Source organism: Brevibacterium marinum (assembly GCF_011927955.1).
In the GTDB taxonomy this organism is placed as follows: Bacteria; Actinomycetota; Actinomycetes; order Actinomycetales; family Brevibacteriaceae; genus Brevibacterium; species Brevibacterium marinum.
Genome location: NZ_JAATJN010000001.1, coordinates 4103539 through 4119774 on the forward strand (window position 1 = coordinate 4103539; position 16236 = coordinate 4119774).

A 16236-nucleotide genomic window follows, 5' to 3' on the forward strand; every position below is an offset into this window, starting at 1 on the left:
ACTCAAGCCTACGACCTTATAGGCTGGTGGTGTGAAGGTTCTTGTCATCGGTTCGGGCTCCCGCGAACACGCCCTCGTCCTTGCTCTGTCCCGCGACCCCCAGGTCGACGCCGTCATCGCCGCGCCCGGCAACCCGGGCATCGCTGCGATCGCGCACACCGCAGCCGTGGATATGAACGACTCCGCCGCGGTGACCGCTCTGGCGGAGACGCTCGACGTTGACCTCGTCGTCATCGGCCCCGAGGCGCCACTGGTCGCCGGGGTCGCCGACGCCCTGCGCCAGGCCTCGTTCCCGGTCTTCGGCCCCAGCTCCGAGGCCGCTGTCCTCGAAGGGTCGAAGGCCTTCGCGAAGGAGGTCATGGAGTCCGCCGGCGTGCCCACCGCACGCACCGTCGTTGCCTACACCTCCGACGAGGCGGCCGCAGCCCTCGATGACTTCGGCGCCCCGTACGTGGTCAAGGCCGATGGGCTGGCCGCCGGCAAGGGCGTCGTCGTGACCTCCGATCGCGCCGAGGCCCTGACCCACGCCTCCTCCTGCCTCGAGGTCTCCGACCGGGTCGTCATCGAGGACTACCTCGACGGCCCCGAGGTCTCCCTCTTCGTCCTCTCCGACGGTCGGCACACCCTGCCGCTGGCTCCGGCCCAGGACTTCAAGCGCATCGGCGACGGCGACACCGGCCCGAACACCGGCGGCATGGGCGCCTACTCGCCGCTGCCGTGGATTCCGGCCGGGACCGTCGACGAGATCATGTCCACCGTCGCCCAACCGGTCATCGATGAGATGACGCGCCGCGGCACCCCGTTCGTCGGTCTGCTCTACTGTGGTCTCGCGCTGACTTCGAAGGGCCTGCGGGTCGTCGAGTTCAATGTCCGCTTCGGCGACCCCGAGACGCAGTCCGTGCTCGCCCGTCTGCGCAGCCCGCTGGGGCAGACCATGCTCGCCGCCGCCGAGGGTCGCCTCGACGAGGTCGGCGAACTCGAGTGGGACCCGCGCACCTCGGTGACCGTGGTCATGGCCGCCGAGAACTACCCGAACACTCCGCGCACCGGCGACATCATCCGCGGCCTGGGCACGGCCGACGAGCTCGACGACGTCCACATCCTCCATGCCGGCACCTCCCTGGCCAAGGACACGGGCGCCGGCTTCGCCCCCGAGGATACCGTCATCTCCGAGGACATCGCCGAGACCGGTGACATCGTCACTTCGGGTGGCCGGGTGCTCTCCGTCGTCTCACTCGGCGATGGTCTCGACGAGGCGCGGGCCAAGGCCTACTCCGCTGTGGCCGAGGTCAAGTGGGACGGCGAACAGCATCGGACCGACATCGCCGAGGTGGCCGCCGGCGGGCAGATCACCGTAGCCGACATCTACCCGGCACCCGCAGCGGCATCGGCTGCTGCAGCGGCGTCGGCGGACGAGCCGACTGCCGCCCCGGCACCGGCTGCGGTCGCTGCGTCGGCGGACGAGCCGACGCTGCCGTTCTCGGTCGGAGACCCAATACCCGCCTCGGCGGGGCTCGATTCCTCGGCTCCAGCTCTGCCGGGCTGGACGCACGTGTACTCGGGCAAGGTTCGCGACCTCTACATTCCCGAAGAGGCCGCCGACGCCGCGTCTGCCGAGCAGCTGCTCATGGTCGCCTCGGATCGCATCTCCGCCTATGACTGGGTCCTCGACTCCGAGATCCCGGACAAGGGCAAGGTGCTGACGGGCCTGAGCCTGTGGTGGTTCGACCAACTCTCCGAAGTCATCGGCAACCATGTCATCAGCTCCGACGTTCCGGAAGCCGTGGCCGGCCGCGGCCTCATCGTGAAGAACCTGTCGATGCTGCCCGTCGAATGCGTGGCACGGGGCTACCTCACCGGATCCGGCATGGCCGACTACAAGGCGACCGGCTCCGTGTGCGGCGTCCCGCTGCCTGCAGGCCTCGTCGAAGCCGACCGGTTGGAGCCCGCGATCTTCACCCCGGCGACCAAGGCCGAACTGGGAGACCACGACGAGAACGTCAGCTTCGAACAGGTCTCGGAGACCATCGGCGCCGAGGCGGCAGAGAAGGTCCGTGATCTGACGATCGAGATCTACCAGCGGGCCGAGGCGATCGCCCGCGAGCGCGGCATCATCCTCGCCGACACGAAGTTCGAGTTCGGGACGCTGCCGGACGGCACGCTGGTCCTCGGCGACGAGGTGCTCACCCCGGACTCCTCGCGTTTCTGGGACGCCGAGGGCTACGAGGCGGGCAAGGCGCAGGCGAGCTTCGACAAGCAGTTCGTCCGCGACTGGCTGACGACGGAGTCCGGTTGGGACAAGTCCTCGGACACTGCCCCACCGGCACTGCCCGCCGAGGTGGTCGAAAAGACCCGCGCCCGCTACGTCGAGGCCTTCGAGAAGCTCACGGGCCAGAAGTTCCCCGGCTAGCCTCTCTCACCGAGACGACGACGGAGCGCCGTAACCACTGCGTACGCACAGTGGTTTCGGCGCTCCGTCGCTGTCTCGAAAGCGGGAGGGACTTCAGCCGCGTGGATAAGCCCTGACTGCCACTGCGACGCCGCCACGCCCTCATCACCCGAGCACCACGCACGAAGGTACTGATTCAGCAGGCATTAGTGTCTTTCATGCGCGAATTTTCGCCAAACGTCATCTCATACAACGGATTCGATAGACGTAACCTACGGGTTCCGCTAGTGTGTGTGACCAACAGTGACGGGTGACACATGCAGTCGTCCGAGCCACACAGAGACGTGCAATTCGGCGGGAAGTGCACCGATCGACCGGCAATGACATCCTGCGAAGCGCATTCGATGCGCCTCGCCTCACCTTCGACAAGGAAGTCGGGAGGAACATGAACCTCGACGTTCTCGACGTCAGCATCTTCGACGGCCACTCCGTCCTGCCCGCGAACCGCATCAGCATCCGCGACGGAATCATCACCGAGATCGGCACCGGCGAGGCGGCCGAACCCGCCGCGACCACCATCACGGCCACGGGGAAGCTCATCACACCCGGGTTCGTCGACGCTCATGTGCACACGACCTTCGGCGGGCAGGAATCCCTGGCCTGCGACGTGAGCGGGGCCGAGGACCTCGATGCCGTACTCGAAGTCATCCGCGAGTACTTGGCCGCGACCGGCCACACGGCCTCTGCCGCGACCGACCACCCGGTCTCTGCCGCCGCCGATCGCCCGGCCCCAGCCGAGAACCGTGCTTGGGTCACGGGAGGCGGTTGGTCGATGGCCGACTTTCCCGGAGGCGCACCGAGTGCCGCAGTCCTCGACGAGCTGAGCCCGGACCGGCCCATCATCCTGCTCAGCGCCGACCACCACTCGGCGTGGGTGAACTCGGCGGCCATGAACCTCGCCGGTCTCGACGCCTCCACCCCCACTCCGCGAGGCGGTGTGATCGAGAGGGGCGAGGACGGAACACCGACCGGGTGCCTGCACGAATCTGCCATGGACCTCGTCACAGCGACCCTGCCCGCGGCCACCGACTCCGCCATACGAGCCGGCCTGCTCGCCGGGCAGAACTATCTCCACCGCCTCGGCGTCACCGCGTGGATGGACGCCATCGTCGGCGACTATTCCGGCCACCGCTCGCCCTACGACGCCTACGTCCAGTCACACGATGCCGGCGACCTGACCGCCGAGGTGGTCGGCAGCCTGTGGTGGCCCCGTGACGTCGAAGACATCGACGCCCAGGTCGCGGTTCTGCTCGAGAAGCGACGGACTAAGGGCGACTTTCGCACCACCTCGGTGAAGTTCATGCTCGACGGCATCGTCGAATCCCGCACGGCCGCGATGAGCACCGAGTACAGCTGCGCCTGCGGCGGCTTCGGGACCAGCTACTTCACCCGCGAACACCTCCACCGGGCCTTCGCCGCCCTCGACGCGGCCGGTTTCGACATCCACTGCCACGCGATCGGGGACGCCGCCGTCAAGGCAGCCCTCGACGCATTCGACGCCATCGGAACCGGTAGGGCCTGCGATCGCCGGCACCACATCGCCCACGTCCAGGTCGTCGATCCCGTCGATGTGCCCCGCTTCGCCGAGCTCGGGATCACCGCGAACCTGCAGGCGCTGTGGGCCTGCCACGACCAACAGATGATCGATCTCAACGTGCCCTGCCTCGGTGCTGAGCGCACCGGTTGGCTCTACCCCTTCAAGTCTTTCGCCGAGGCGGGTACGCACCTGGCGATGGGATCGGACTGGCCGGTTTCGACGGCCGACCCGTGGGAGGCGATCCATGTCGCCGTCAATCGCTGCCACCCGGACGCGGGCGATCCGGCACCGCTCCTGCCCGAGCAGGCCATCGACCTGAGCACGGCGCTGCGCGCCTACACCTCCGGTTCCGCGCACCTGCTGCGGTCGGAGATCAACGGGCGACTGTGCACGGGAGCCGTCGCCAACCTCGCGCTGGCGAGTGAGAACCCCTTCGAACTCGACCCGCGAGGACTCGTCGAGGTGCAAAACGAACTGACGATCGCGGGCGGCCGCATCGTATTCGACGCCGCTGCAGCAGAAAGGCAATCATGACCACAACAGCCACGCCAGAGACACCTGCTTTCCCGCAGGTCGAACACCTGGAGGTCCGAGGAGTCAAGAAGGTCTTCGGAGACAACACCGCGATCGAACGCCTCGACCTGTCCGTGCGCAAGGGTGAGTTCCTCTCCCTCCTGGGCCCGTCGGGCTGCGGAAAGACCACCCTGCTGCGCATGATCGCCGGGTTCGAGGCTCCCACCGACGGCGCGATCCTCCTCTCGGGCAAGGACATCGTCACTCTCCCGCCGCACCGGCGACCCGTGAACACGGTGTTCCAGTCCTACCTGCTCTTCCCCCATATGAACATCGCCGACAACATCGCCTACGGCCTCAAGCAGGCCAAGGTCCCCAAACCGGAGATCGCCGAGCGGGTCCGCGAAGTCCTCGTGCTCGTCCAGATGGAGGATTTCGCCGCACGCAGACCCGAACAGCTCTCCGGTGGTCAGCAGCAGCGTATCGCTCTGGCGCGCGCACTGGTCAACCGCCCGCAGGTCCTGCTCCTCGACGAGCCGATGTCGGCTCTCGACCGGAAGCTGCGAGAGGAGATGCAGCTCGAGCTCAAACGCCTGCACGCGAACCTCGGCACCACTTTCGTCTTCGTCACCCATGACCAGCAGGAGGCGCTGGCGATGAGCGACCGCATCGTCGTCATGTACGACGGAGTCATCCAGCAGGTCGGCAGCGGGGAGGAGATCTACGAGGAGCCGGGCAACCGGTTCGTCGCGGGCTTCATCGGCAAACAGAATTTCATCCCGGTCACCGTGACCGAGGTCGACGGCGCGGGTGCCACCCTGCAGAGCAGGAACTCGGTGATGCACACGAGCGCGGTCGAGGCCAAGCCCGCCACGGCGCATTCGGCCGAAGGCGGTGGGCCGCTGCAACAGGGGACGGAGGTTCGGGCCGCTATCCGGCCCGAACGGATGCGAATCGCTGAAGCCGACCCAGCGGCCGGGTCGACTCCGAACACCGCGCCCGGCACCGTCATCTCCACGTCGTTCCTCGGCGATGTCGTCCAGTACATGGTGCGGTCGGGAACGAACGACGAGATCCTCGCCCGCGTCCCGGCAGCGGGTGCCCGACTCTTCGAACAGGGAGATGAGGTCGCGTTGGCCTGGGAATCGGATGCTGTGGCGGTGTTCGCCCATGGGTGAGCACTCCCCGATCAATGTGCTCGCTCCGAATCACAAGGTCAACGCGATCACACGCCGAGCGGCGCTGGCCGGATTCGGCGTCATCGGCCTCGGTGCGCTGACCGCCTGCGGGCGGAACACGAGCATGGCCGACTCGCCGCCGACCGACGGTGAGATCGAGTCGAAGCTCAACCTCTACACCTGGGGCGACTACGACTCTCCGGATCTGCTGGGACAGTTCCGAGACGAGTTCGACGTCCTCCTGCAAGTCGACTCCTACGGGTCGAACGAAGAACTCATCGCCAAGCTGTCCTCGAGCCGAGGCACGTCCGGATACGATGTCGTCGTCCCGACCGGGTCCCAGATCGACCGATTCGCCAGCCATGACCTGCTCCAGCGCTTGGACCTGTCGCTGATCCCGAACTTCTCGCACATGGACCCGAACTTCACCGACCAGGCGTTCGACCCCGGCAACGAGTACACGATCTGCAAGGCCTGGGGCACGACCGGCTACGCTTATCGCACCGATGTCATCACACGAAAGATGACCTCCTGGCAGGACTTCATCGACGCAGCCCATGACGAGGCCTCCGGACGGACCTCGCTGCTCTCCGACCCGTGGGAACTCACGGCGATCTCGCTGGCCACGCTCGGATACAGCCTCAATACGACCGATGAGAAGGAACTCGCCGAGGCCGAGAAGGTCCTCGTCGACGAGGTCGCACCCAATGTTCGCGCCTATTTCGGCAGTGCATCGACCGGCATGATCCAGGGCAGCTTCGACCTCATGCAGTCCTACAACGGCGATGCGCGACAGGGGTTCAACCAGGTCGACAATCCCGACGACTGGAAGTATGTCTTCCCGACTCCCTCGGCGAACCTGTGGATGGACTGTTGGGCGATCGCCACCGGGGCTCCGCATCCCGATGCCGCGCATGAGTTCATCAACTTCATGATCTCCCCGGAGAACTCCATGACTCAGATCGAGTACATCGGCTACCCGATCGGGGTCAAGGGCACGGAAGAGAAGGCCAGGAAGGCCGAGCTCGACAACATCGATCTCATCTTCCCCGATCAGACGGTCCTCGACCGCCTCGAAGCCAGCATCTTCAACGAGGGCATGGCGGCACGGGTCGACATCCTCACCGAAGCCAAAAGGAGGTCGGGAGCAGCATGAGGCCTCTTCGCACCAGAATCTTCGGTCCGGCGGCGTTGTCGTTCCCCACGTGGGCCTATGTCGTCTTCTTCTTCATCATCCCCGTGGCGATGGTGATCTTCTTCAGCTTCGGCTACAAGCCTGACATCTACACGGCGGTCGCCACTGACAGACTCAGCTTCGACCGGTTCCCCGAGGCGATGAATCCGGCCTTCGTGTCGACCTTCTTCGCAACGCTGAGGATCTCACTCCTCGGCACGTTCATCTGCCTGCTCATCGCTCTGCCCTTCGCCTACTGGATCGCGGTGAAGATCGCTCCGGCCCGCCGCGATCTCGCGCTGGCTCTGGTCATGGTGCCGTTCTGGACGAACTTCCTCGTCCGCACGCTCGGCTGGCAGATCATCCTCTCCCCCACCGGATTCTTCTCCGAAGGGCTGCTGGCCCTGGGCCTGACCCAGGAGAGGATCGACATCCTCTACACGCACACCGCGGTCCAGATCGGCGTCGTCTACAACTATCTGCCGCTCATGATCCTGCCGCTCTTCGTCGCCATCGACCGTTCCGGCTCCAAGCTGCGGGAGGCCAGCTACGACCTCGGTGCGAACAAGGTCAAGACCTTCCTCAAAGTGACCCTGCCGATGGCGATGCCGGGTGTCATCTCGGGGTGCCTTCTCGTGTTCATCCCACTCAACGGCGACTACATCACGGCCACTGTGCTCGGCGGGGCGAGCGGGTCGATGATCGGACAGCTCATCGCCGAACAGTTCAATTCCGCACAGAACTGGGCGCTCGGTTCGGCCATGGCCGTCGTCCTCATCGCCTCGACCGTCGTCGTTGTGGGCATCGGCTTCGCCCTGCTCAAGGTCGGGCAGCTCATCGCGGCGAGGGCCAACAGCGTTCCGATCTCGAACGGGAGGGCCTGATATGGCATACACGATCCGCAAGCCGTTGACCGACAGGCTCCTCAACGCGTGGGGGATCCTCGTCTTCATCTATCTGTTCCTTCCGATCGCGGTCATCGTCGCCTACTCGTTCAACAACGGCAAGGTTCTCGCGAGCTTTCAGGAGTTCGGCTTCGATGCCTATGCCAACGGGCTCGAGAACGATGTCATCGTCGCCACCGTGTTCACGAGCCTCCAGGCTGCCGTCGGGTCGGCGATCGTCGCGACGATCTTCGGCACCATCGGCGGCGTCGCCCTGGCCCGTGCCAAGCGCGGAATGTGGTGGGCGGTAGGGCTCACGGTCGTCCTCGGTGCAACGCTGTTCACTCCCGAGATCGTCGACGGCATCGCCTTCCTCCCGTGGTTCGTCACCCTCGGCGTGGACTGGGGACTGACGCCGTTCAATGACGGCATGGTCCGTCTCGTCATTTCACATGCCATGTTCTCGATGGCGGTAGTGACCTTCATCATCCGTGCGCGGATGGCCGGCATGAACCGTCAGCTCGAGGAGGCCGCGGCCGACCTCGGTGCGAATGCGTGGCGCAGGTTCCGCGACATCACCCTGCCGATCGCGGCGCCCGGCATCTTCGCCGGTGCCCTCATGTCGTTCACGCTCAGTCTCGACAACACGATCCTCTCGAGCTTCGTCCAGCTCCCGGGTTCGACGCCGTGGCCCGTCTACATCTTCGCGGCGGTCAAGGTGGCCCTGCGGCCCGAGATCGCCGCGATCTCGACTCTCATGTTCCTGCTCACCCTCATCGCTCTCGGAGTCTGCGCCCTGGCCCTGCGCAGGACCGGGGGAAGTTCGACGGAGATCATCAAGACCATGGCCGGATGACCCGAGGAGTATGGGCCCTGACCGAGGTGGGACATGGGCCCTCACAGAGGTGGGGCACAAGCCTTCGCCGAGGTTGGCCCGGGTTCTGCGCGGAGGTGGGCCGGGTTCCGCGGGGCCTGCATCGACCCGCACATGCACACCGTTGCCGCAAGGCAGAAGGAGAAATGACATGGATGTCAATGCCGCATTGGCAGAGGCCTCAACCGTTCCGTTCTGGCTCGATTCCGCTCAGCGACCCGACCCGCTCCCACCGCTGACTGCCGACATCGACGCCGAGCTCGTCATCGTCGGAGGTGGTTTCACCGGTCTGTGGACGGCTCTGCAGGCGAAGGAGCGCGACCCCGGTCGTCACGTCGTCCTGCTCGAGGCGAACTCGATCGGGTGGGCCGCCTCGGGACGCAACGGCGGTTTCTGCGCGGCCAGCCTCACCCATGGCTATGACAACGGCGAGGCCCATCTGCCGGAGCAGAACGAACGTCTGGCGCAGCTCGGGCGGGAGAACCTCGACGCGATCGAAACGGCCGTGGCCAGGTACGACATGGACGTCGAGTTCGAACGCACCGGCGAACTCGACGTCGCGACCGAAGATTATCAGGTTCCGGAGCTGCGGGAGGCCCACGACCCGGAAGCCGGTTTCATCTTCTATGACCAGGCGGAGCTCGCGCAGATCGTGAAGTCGCCGACGTACAAGGGCGCCCTCTGGGACTCGCGCGAGGTCGCCATGGTCAACCCGGCCAAACTGTGCTGGGAGCTGTTGCGCGTCATCGGCGAACTCGGCGTCGAGGTCTATGAGGGCACGAAGGTCACCGATGTCAGCGATCGGAAGTCGACGGTCCAGGTGACGACCCAGGTGAATTCGGCGACCGCGTCCGGAGCTGTGGGCACCGCGGGAGCCGCCAGCGCCGCCAGTACCGCAGGCACCGGAAGCGCCGAGGGCACCACGAGTGCCCCAACGATCACGGCGCAGCGAGTGGCGCTGGCGACGAATGTCTTCCCCTCGCTGCTCAAGCGCGTCAGTCTGCACACGGTCCCCGTCTACGACTACGCCCTGATGACCCAGCCGCTGGACGACGAGCAGCTTGCGTCCATCGGCTGGGACGGCAGGCAGGGCATCGGCGACTGTGCCAATCGGTTCCACTACTACCGACTGTCGGCCGACAACCGGATCCTCTTCGGCGGATGGGACGCCGTCTACCATTACGGGCGGCAGATCTCGTGGAAGTACGACCAGCGACCCGAGACCTTCGAGACCCTGGCCGGACACTTCTATGAGACGTTTCCCCAGCTGACCGACGTGAAGTTCAGCCACAAATGGGGAGGAGCCATCGACACCTGCTCACGGTTCTTCTCCTTCTTCACCACGGCATACGGCCAGAAGGTCGCGATGGCCGCGGGCTTCACCGGTCTGGGTGTGGGCGCCTCGCGCTTCGCAGGCACCGTCATGCTCGACCTGCTGACCGGGCAGGACACGGAGCTGACCCAACTGGAGATGGTGCGAAGGCTGCCTCTGCCCTTCCCACCCGAGCCGGTGGCCTGGCTGGGCATCCAGATGACGACGAATGCGCTGATCAAAGCCGATGGGAACGAGGGGCGACGCGGTCCGCTGCTCAAAGTCCTCGACTCTGTGGGGATGGGCTTCGACTCCTGAACGTCCTCGAGGTGCTCAGCCTTCGGACCGGACACGGGAGTTCATTCCGCCCTTGGTAGACTTTCAGCGAGCGCGGGAGGAACTCCCGAACACTTTCTTGAAGGAGCAGAACACGCATGGCACGTGTCGTCGTTGAGGTGATGCCCAAACCCGAGATTCTTGACCCCCAGGGCAAGGCGATCTCCGGTGGAATGTCCCGACTCGGGTTCACCGATTTCGGTGAGGTGCGACAGGGGAAGCGCTTCGAACTCGAAATCGACGGTGAGGTCACCGAGGAAGTTCTCGCGCAGGCACGCGAGGCCGCGGAGAAGCTCCTGTCGAACCCGGTCATCGAGAACGTCGTGGCCGTTCGCGCCGTCGAGGAAGCCTGATGACGGCAGTCACCACTGCCCCGGCCACCGCCGAGGCGGGCGCTGAGTCCGGTGCATCGATCGGTGTCGTGACGTTCCCCGGCACGCTCGATGACCGTGATGCCGCACGTGCCGTCCGCCTGGCCGGAGCGAAGCCGGTCAATCTGTGGCACGCCGATTCCACGCTCGCCGGTGTCGACGGCGTCATTCTGCCCGGTGGGTTCTCCTATGGGGATTACCTGCGCTGCGGTGCGATCGCGGGATTCGCTCCGATCATGGAGTCCGTCGTCTCGGCCGCAAACGCCGGTATGCCGGTCCTAGGCATCTGCAACGGCTTCCAGATCCTCTGCGAATCACACCTGCTGCCGGGTGCGCTCATTCGCAATGACCACCAGCATTTCATCTGCCGTGACCAGGAGCTGCTCGTGGAGAACACGAACACCGCCTGGACCGGTGACTACGAGCACGGACAGACCATTCGGATCCCGCTGAAGAACGGCGAGGGCGGATTCGTTGCCACCGATGAGGTCCTCGAAGAGCTCGAAGGCACCGGTCGCGTGGTGTTCCGGTACCAAGGTCTCAACCCCAACGGATCCCTGCGCGACATCGCCGGCATCACGAACGAGGCCGGAAACGTCGTCGGACTCATGCCCCACCCCGAGCATGCTGTCGAAGCCGGTTTCGGTCCCGAAGACGGCACCGGGATCGACGGTCAGGGATTCTTCTCCTCGGCCGTGCGCACCCTGGTCAACGGCCGCTGAGGCACACGGCCGTCGCAGAGACCGGCCGAGGCCCGCAGCCGTCGCAGAGACCGGCTGAGGCTTGCAACCGTCGCAGGGCCGAATCGCAGCAGCCTCGGCGGCTTCGGTCCTCGACGGTTCCTTCAGTCCTCGGCCCATTTCAGTCCGACCGCCGACTCGAGGGTCGCGGACGCGGCATGCATCTCCACCGACCAGGTCTCGTCGCCGACGACTCCGTCGACGTCGGCATCGCCCCACTTCTGGAAGCCTTCCACTGCGGCCTCGGTTGCTGGACCGAATTCGCCGTCCGGTTCTCCCGGTGAGGGCCAGTCACCCTCCACCGAACCGTTCTTCAGCACTTCCTGCAGATCGGTGACGGCCTTGTGGGTGGAGCCCACCTTGAGCAGGGGCATCGGTCCGCCGTTGGGCAGCACCTCCCAGGTGTCGTCACCGACGATGCCGTCGACCTCCAGCCCTGCGCCGTCCTGTACGTCCTTGACGCCGGCTTCGGTGACGGCGCCGAATATTCCGTCGACGGCCACCGAATGGTCCGGAACTCTGCGCAGGCCTCGCTGTGCGCGCCTGACGACCTCGCCTTGGTCTCCGCGTTGGATGGTGGGCTGACCGGGATTCGACATTTCTCCTCCTACATCGATGCCGGAGAGCCCGGATCGAGGCTCAGCGGCTGTGAACGTTCGTGGAAGCAACCTTGCCACCACATGCGTCAATCTATGACCGCCGCTCGTGCCGCGACAAGGGTCGGACGAGACTCAAACGCCATGCCCGCGAGTGGGTGTCGTCATCGGTGTCGAGTGTCCGCCATGGCCACACAGTTCGGCCCCGGTTCACCGACTCTCGTGGTCAGTGCGCCGAGGCCGAATGCCAGCTCGTCTCCGTGGGGTTCGCGCCGTCGGGCCGGGAGTGCTCACCAACCCGACGGGCCACCGATCAGGATCCGAGCTGTGCGTGGCGGCGAGCGAAGACGATCGTCGCCGCGCCGGCCAGGATGAGAGCTGCACCGGCTCCGAGGCCGGTGAGCTCGGCGCCTGTTCGCGGCATCGAGTCGGCATTCCCGGAGTCGCCGGAGTCGCCTGATCCTCCGGCTGAGCCGTTCGAGTCGCCACCGGATCCGCCGCCGGTGACGACGAAATCGCCCTTCAAATCCTGGTCCGAGCAGTCGGCCACCACATGATAGGTGCCTACATAGGCTTCAGGAATGTTCTCGATGCCATAGACCTGGACCGTCGCGGTGCCGTCCTCATCGGTTTCGACCGTCCTTTCGTAGAGCTTTTCGCTGGGTTCGTGGCCCCAGACTTCGAATTGGACGTCGCTGCCGGGTTCGCAGTCGGTGACGGTCATGGTCACGCCTTTGTCCCGGTTGACGAAGTCTTCGCCCGAGAGCTTCTGTGGCTCGATGGACAGCGACGGTTCCACGACGCTGTCGTCCTCGGTCACGGTGAAGGTCGTCTCAGCGCTGCGATCGCCGCACGAGGCCGTGACGAGGTACTCGCCGACCCAGGTGGGGCCGCCGTCGCCGTCGGGGACGAAGTGAGCATATCCGGCTGCGTCCTCACCTGCCGTCTGCGTCTGCTCCCAGACAGTGGTGTCAGGGTCTGCCTTGGTGCTCACTCGGAAGTCCACGTCCTCGTCCATGACGCAGGTGGTCAGCGTGATGGCCACTCCCGTGTCGAGGAAGTTCTCGAGCCCCTGTGTCTTGGGGGAAACGGTGAGCTCGGAGTCCGGCGCCTCTTGGCCCTCGTCATCAGGCGCGACGACTTCGACCCTGCCGCTGAATGTCTCCGTCTCCTGTCCTGCGCGCTCGACCGTGACGGTGACGGCGAGTGTGTCACCGGTCTTGAGCTCGGTGTTGGCGAGGATCGTTCCGGTGTAGGCGCCGTCGTTCTCGACCGTCGTCGATGCGTCGTCTCCAGGTTCAGCGGTGACGACGTCTCCGGCGGTGAGAAAATCTATGGTGTAGCGGATACCTCTGTCGGGATCGCCGATCTCATCGGCAGTCATCTCCGTCTTCTCGAGCGTGAAGCTCGCGTCGATCGGTTCGGACTCTTCTCCGGCGTCGTCATCCGCGTCATCCTCGTCTCCGTCGGGATCAGTGGCTTCATCTCCGGGTGCCGTGGGCACTTCCGGTTCTGTCGACTCGTTGCCGTCTTGGTCGCCGTTCTGCCCCTGGCTGGTGCCGGTGCCGTCCGTGCCGAGGTCGGCCGCGGAATCATCAGTGTCGGGTTCGGTGGTGCCCGTTGCCCCCTCGGGGTCATCCCCTGCATGGCCGACGGGGTGAGGCTCATTCTGCGTCGTGTTTCCTGGTGCGACCTCCAATGAGCCCGCGGCAGCCGGTCCGATTCCGATGGTGGGCACTGCCAGAGCAACGCTCGCTGCGAGAACCAGCCGTTTCATGATCATCCTTCCAGGGGCCTGGGTGGCTGCGGTGCACAGGTGGCTACGATGCACGGTTGTGGAAGTGACGATATGTCGGCCGTGAAGAGGTGGCGACTTTTGGTCGTTTAGTTCATGACGGAAATGTCATCGATCAATTGCAGATATTTACCTCTTCGAGACATCCCTCAAAACGTGTGGGGGCTCAGCTTTCGCCATTCAGCGGTCCGCTCCGCGTCCAGCACACCATTCGGCCACGGCGCACCACCGGACAACAGCGCGATATTCGAGAGCCTCGAGGTCACGATTGGATGCTTCCACCCGAAAATCGTTACCGTTCAGGCGCGGTAACTCACGAGTCTGTGGCTGTGTCCTCGCTCAGTGTCCTCGGTGACGTCGAAGAATTGTCGACACCCCGTCCGGCATCGTCCGTGCCGTCGGTGCGGTCGGCCTCGTCGGTGCGGTCAGAGTCGTCGGTGCGGTCAGCGTCGTCGGTGCTTTCCATGGTGGTGCGATCCTCGACGAGAACTCCGGGATCGGTCTCGGACTCGGCAAGCACCTCGGCGGTGAATTGCTCTTCCGCGTCCTCCCCACGGAACTGGGACATGTAGAGGCGATAGTACGCTCCTTCTGCGGACAGCAGCTCCTCGTGGCTGCCGTGCTCGACGATCGCTCCCTCCTCCATCACCAAGATGGTGTCTGCGTCGCGGATCGTGGACAGTCGGTGGGCGATGACGAACGATGTCCTGTCCGTCCGCAGGGCCGCCATCGCCTGTTGGACGAGGACCTCGGTGCGGGTGTCGACCGATGAGGTCGCCTCGTCGAGGATGAGCAGCGACGGGTTCGCGAGGAACGCGCGGGCGATCGTGATCAGCTGGCGCTCTCCGGCGGAGACGCTGCCGCCCTCGGAGTCGATGACGGTGTCATAGCCCTCGGGGAGCTGTCGTACGAAGCGATCGACCATCGTCGCCTGGGCCGCGTCCACGACCTCCTCATCGGTGGCGTCGAGCCTGCCGTACCGGATGTTCTCGCGGATTGAGCCTTCGAACAGCCAGGCGTCCTGCAGCACCATGCCCACATGGGATCGCAGATCCGCCCGAGTCAGGTCCATCGTGTCGGTTCCGTCGAGGAAGATGTGACCACCGGTGATCTCGTAGAAGCGCATCACGAGGTTGACCAGAGTGGTCTTGCCCGCTCCGGTCGGGCCGACGATCGCCACGGTGTGTCCGGGTTCGGCGGTGAAGGAGACGTTCTCGATGAGCGGGACGTCCGCGGTGTAGCGAAAGCTGACATCGGAGAACTCGACGCGCCCCGGTGTGCGCTGCGGCAACGTCACGGAAGCGTCATCGGGATGCTCTTCTTCGGCGTCGAGGAGTTCGAAGGTCCTCTCCGCCGAAGCGACGCCGGACTGCAGCATGTTCGCCACACCGGCCATCTCCGAGATCGGTTGGGAGAACTCACGGGAGTACTGGATGAATGCGGTCGCATCGCCGAGTGTCATCTGCCCGGAGGCCACCCTCAGACCACCGGCCACGGCGATGAGGACATAGCTGAGATAGGACACGAACTGCATTGCAGGCATGATCATTCCGGAGACGAACTGCGCACCGGCCGAAGCCGTGAACAGGGACTCGTTGCGGCGGTCGAACTCCTCGAGCATGGTCTCACTGCGGCCGAAGGCACGGACGACGTCGAGGCCGGAGAACGACTCTTCGACATGCCCGTTGACGTCGCCGGTGTGCTTCCACTGCGCCTTGAACATCTTCTGTGACCGGGTGCCGATGACCCCGGCGATGATCGCCGACAGCGGGAGTGCGATGAGCGCCAACAGTGCGAGCTGCCAGGACACGATGAACATCATCACGCCGATGCCGAGGATGGTCAGGGCCGACTGGACGAGTTGGGAGAACGCCTGCTGCAGCGCCTGCTGGATATTGTCGACGTCGTTGGTCACCCGTGACATCACATCGCCGCGCTGTCTGGTGTCGAAGTATCGCAGCGGGAGCTTGTTGATGGTGCGTTCGATGTCTTCGCGGAGCCGGTAGACGACGCGCATGACGAGGGCGTTGAGGATGTAGCCCTGTGCCCACATGAGCATCGACGCCACCAGGTACATGAGGAGGACGATGATGATGATCTGACCCAGGGCGTTGAAGTCGATGCCCTGTCCGGGGACGACATCGGCGGTCGCCAGCATATCGGCGAAGTCGTCTCTGCCTTCGGCACGGGCACCGGCGATGATGTCGTCGATGTTCGCCCCGGCGGGCATCTGGGACCCGATGACACCGGAGTAGACGACGTCCATGGCCCTGCCCAGCACCTTCGGGGCGATCACGGTCAGCACGACCGAGCCGATGACGAGAAGAACCACGTTGATGAGTCCGAGCTTCTCCGCTGTCATCAGCCCGAACAGCCGTTTGACCGAGGGCCAGAAGTGCTTCGCCTTCCTGGCCGGGGTGTCGCTGAACATGTCCCCTTCGTCGACGTCGGAGACGTGATCTTCTTCGACGCTCATG

At 65.1% G+C, this 16236-nt stretch carries 12 protein-coding genes; 9 read left to right on the forward strand and 3 right to left on the reverse strand.

Going from position 1 to position 16236, the window contains the following annotated elements; all coding sequences use genetic code 11:
- Positions 1-31 precede the first annotated feature (31 nt).
- From purD to purQ, 9 genes are all read left to right on the forward strand, one after another.
- Entirely contained in the window at positions 32-2410 is a 2379-nt protein-coding gene (gene purD, locus BKA07_RS19855) for a phosphoribosylamine--glycine ligase (RefSeq protein WP_167952559.1), read from the forward strand.
- Between the two features lie 340 nt (positions 2411-2750).
- On the forward strand, positions 2751-4520 hold the full coding sequence (locus tag BKA07_RS18465; RefSeq protein ID WP_342449126.1) for an amidohydrolase: 1770 nt from the start codon (positions 2751-2753) through the stop codon (positions 4518-4520).
- Positions 4517-5677, forward strand: coding sequence for an ABC transporter ATP-binding protein (locus BKA07_RS18470; protein ID WP_167952561.1), 1161 nt, complete (start codon positions 4517-4519; stop codon positions 5675-5677). The genes BKA07_RS18465 and BKA07_RS18470 overlap by 4 nt, the downstream gene beginning before the upstream one ends.
- Entirely contained in the window at positions 5670-6833 is a 1164-nt protein-coding gene (locus BKA07_RS18475) for a polyamine ABC transporter substrate-binding protein (RefSeq protein WP_167952563.1), read from the forward strand. The genes BKA07_RS18470 and BKA07_RS18475 overlap by 8 nt, the downstream gene beginning before the upstream one ends.
- Positions 6830-7735, forward strand: coding sequence for an ABC transporter permease (locus BKA07_RS18480; protein ID WP_167952565.1), 906 nt, complete (start codon positions 6830-6832; stop codon positions 7733-7735). The genes BKA07_RS18475 and BKA07_RS18480 overlap by 4 nt, the downstream gene beginning before the upstream one ends.
- Before the next feature lies 1 nt (position 7736).
- Positions 7737-8591, forward strand: coding sequence for an ABC transporter permease (locus tag BKA07_RS18485; RefSeq protein ID WP_167952567.1), 855 nt, complete (start codon positions 7737-7739; stop codon positions 8589-8591).
- Between the two features lie 169 nt (positions 8592-8760).
- The gene (locus tag BKA07_RS18490) at positions 8761-10239 is read left to right on the forward strand and encodes an NAD(P)/FAD-dependent oxidoreductase (protein ID WP_167952569.1); all 1479 of its coding nucleotides are present in this window, start codon (positions 8761-8763) and stop codon (positions 10237-10239) included.
- A gap of 116 nt (positions 10240-10355) precedes the next feature.
- The gene (gene purS / locus BKA07_RS18495) at positions 10356-10610 is read left to right on the forward strand and encodes a phosphoribosylformylglycinamidine synthase subunit PurS (protein WP_167952571.1); all 255 of its coding nucleotides are present in this window, start codon (positions 10356-10358) and stop codon (positions 10608-10610) included.
- Complete coding sequence (gene purQ, locus BKA07_RS18500; protein WP_167952573.1) at positions 10610-11350, forward strand: phosphoribosylformylglycinamidine synthase subunit PurQ; 741 nt, start codon at positions 10610-10612, stop codon at positions 11348-11350. The genes purS and purQ overlap by 1 nt, the downstream gene beginning before the upstream one ends.
- Positions 11351-11472: 122 nt before the next feature.
- Here purQ and BKA07_RS18505 read toward each other — a convergent pair whose 3' ends face one another.
- From BKA07_RS18505 to BKA07_RS18515, 3 genes are all read right to left on the reverse strand, one after another.
- A complete protein-coding gene (locus BKA07_RS18505; RefSeq protein ID WP_167952575.1) occupies positions 11473-11967 on the reverse strand; it encodes a peptidoglycan-binding domain-containing protein in 495 nt (164 codons plus the stop codon).
- Between the two features lie 310 nt (positions 11968-12277).
- Entirely contained in the window at positions 12278-13741 is a 1464-nt protein-coding gene (locus BKA07_RS18510; RefSeq protein WP_167952577.1) for a hypothetical protein, read from the reverse strand.
- A gap of 331 nt (positions 13742-14072) precedes the next feature.
- A complete protein-coding gene (locus tag BKA07_RS18515; protein WP_245162010.1) occupies positions 14073-16235 on the reverse strand; it encodes an ABC transporter ATP-binding protein in 2163 nt (720 codons plus the stop codon).
- Position 16236 lies beyond the last annotated feature (1 nt).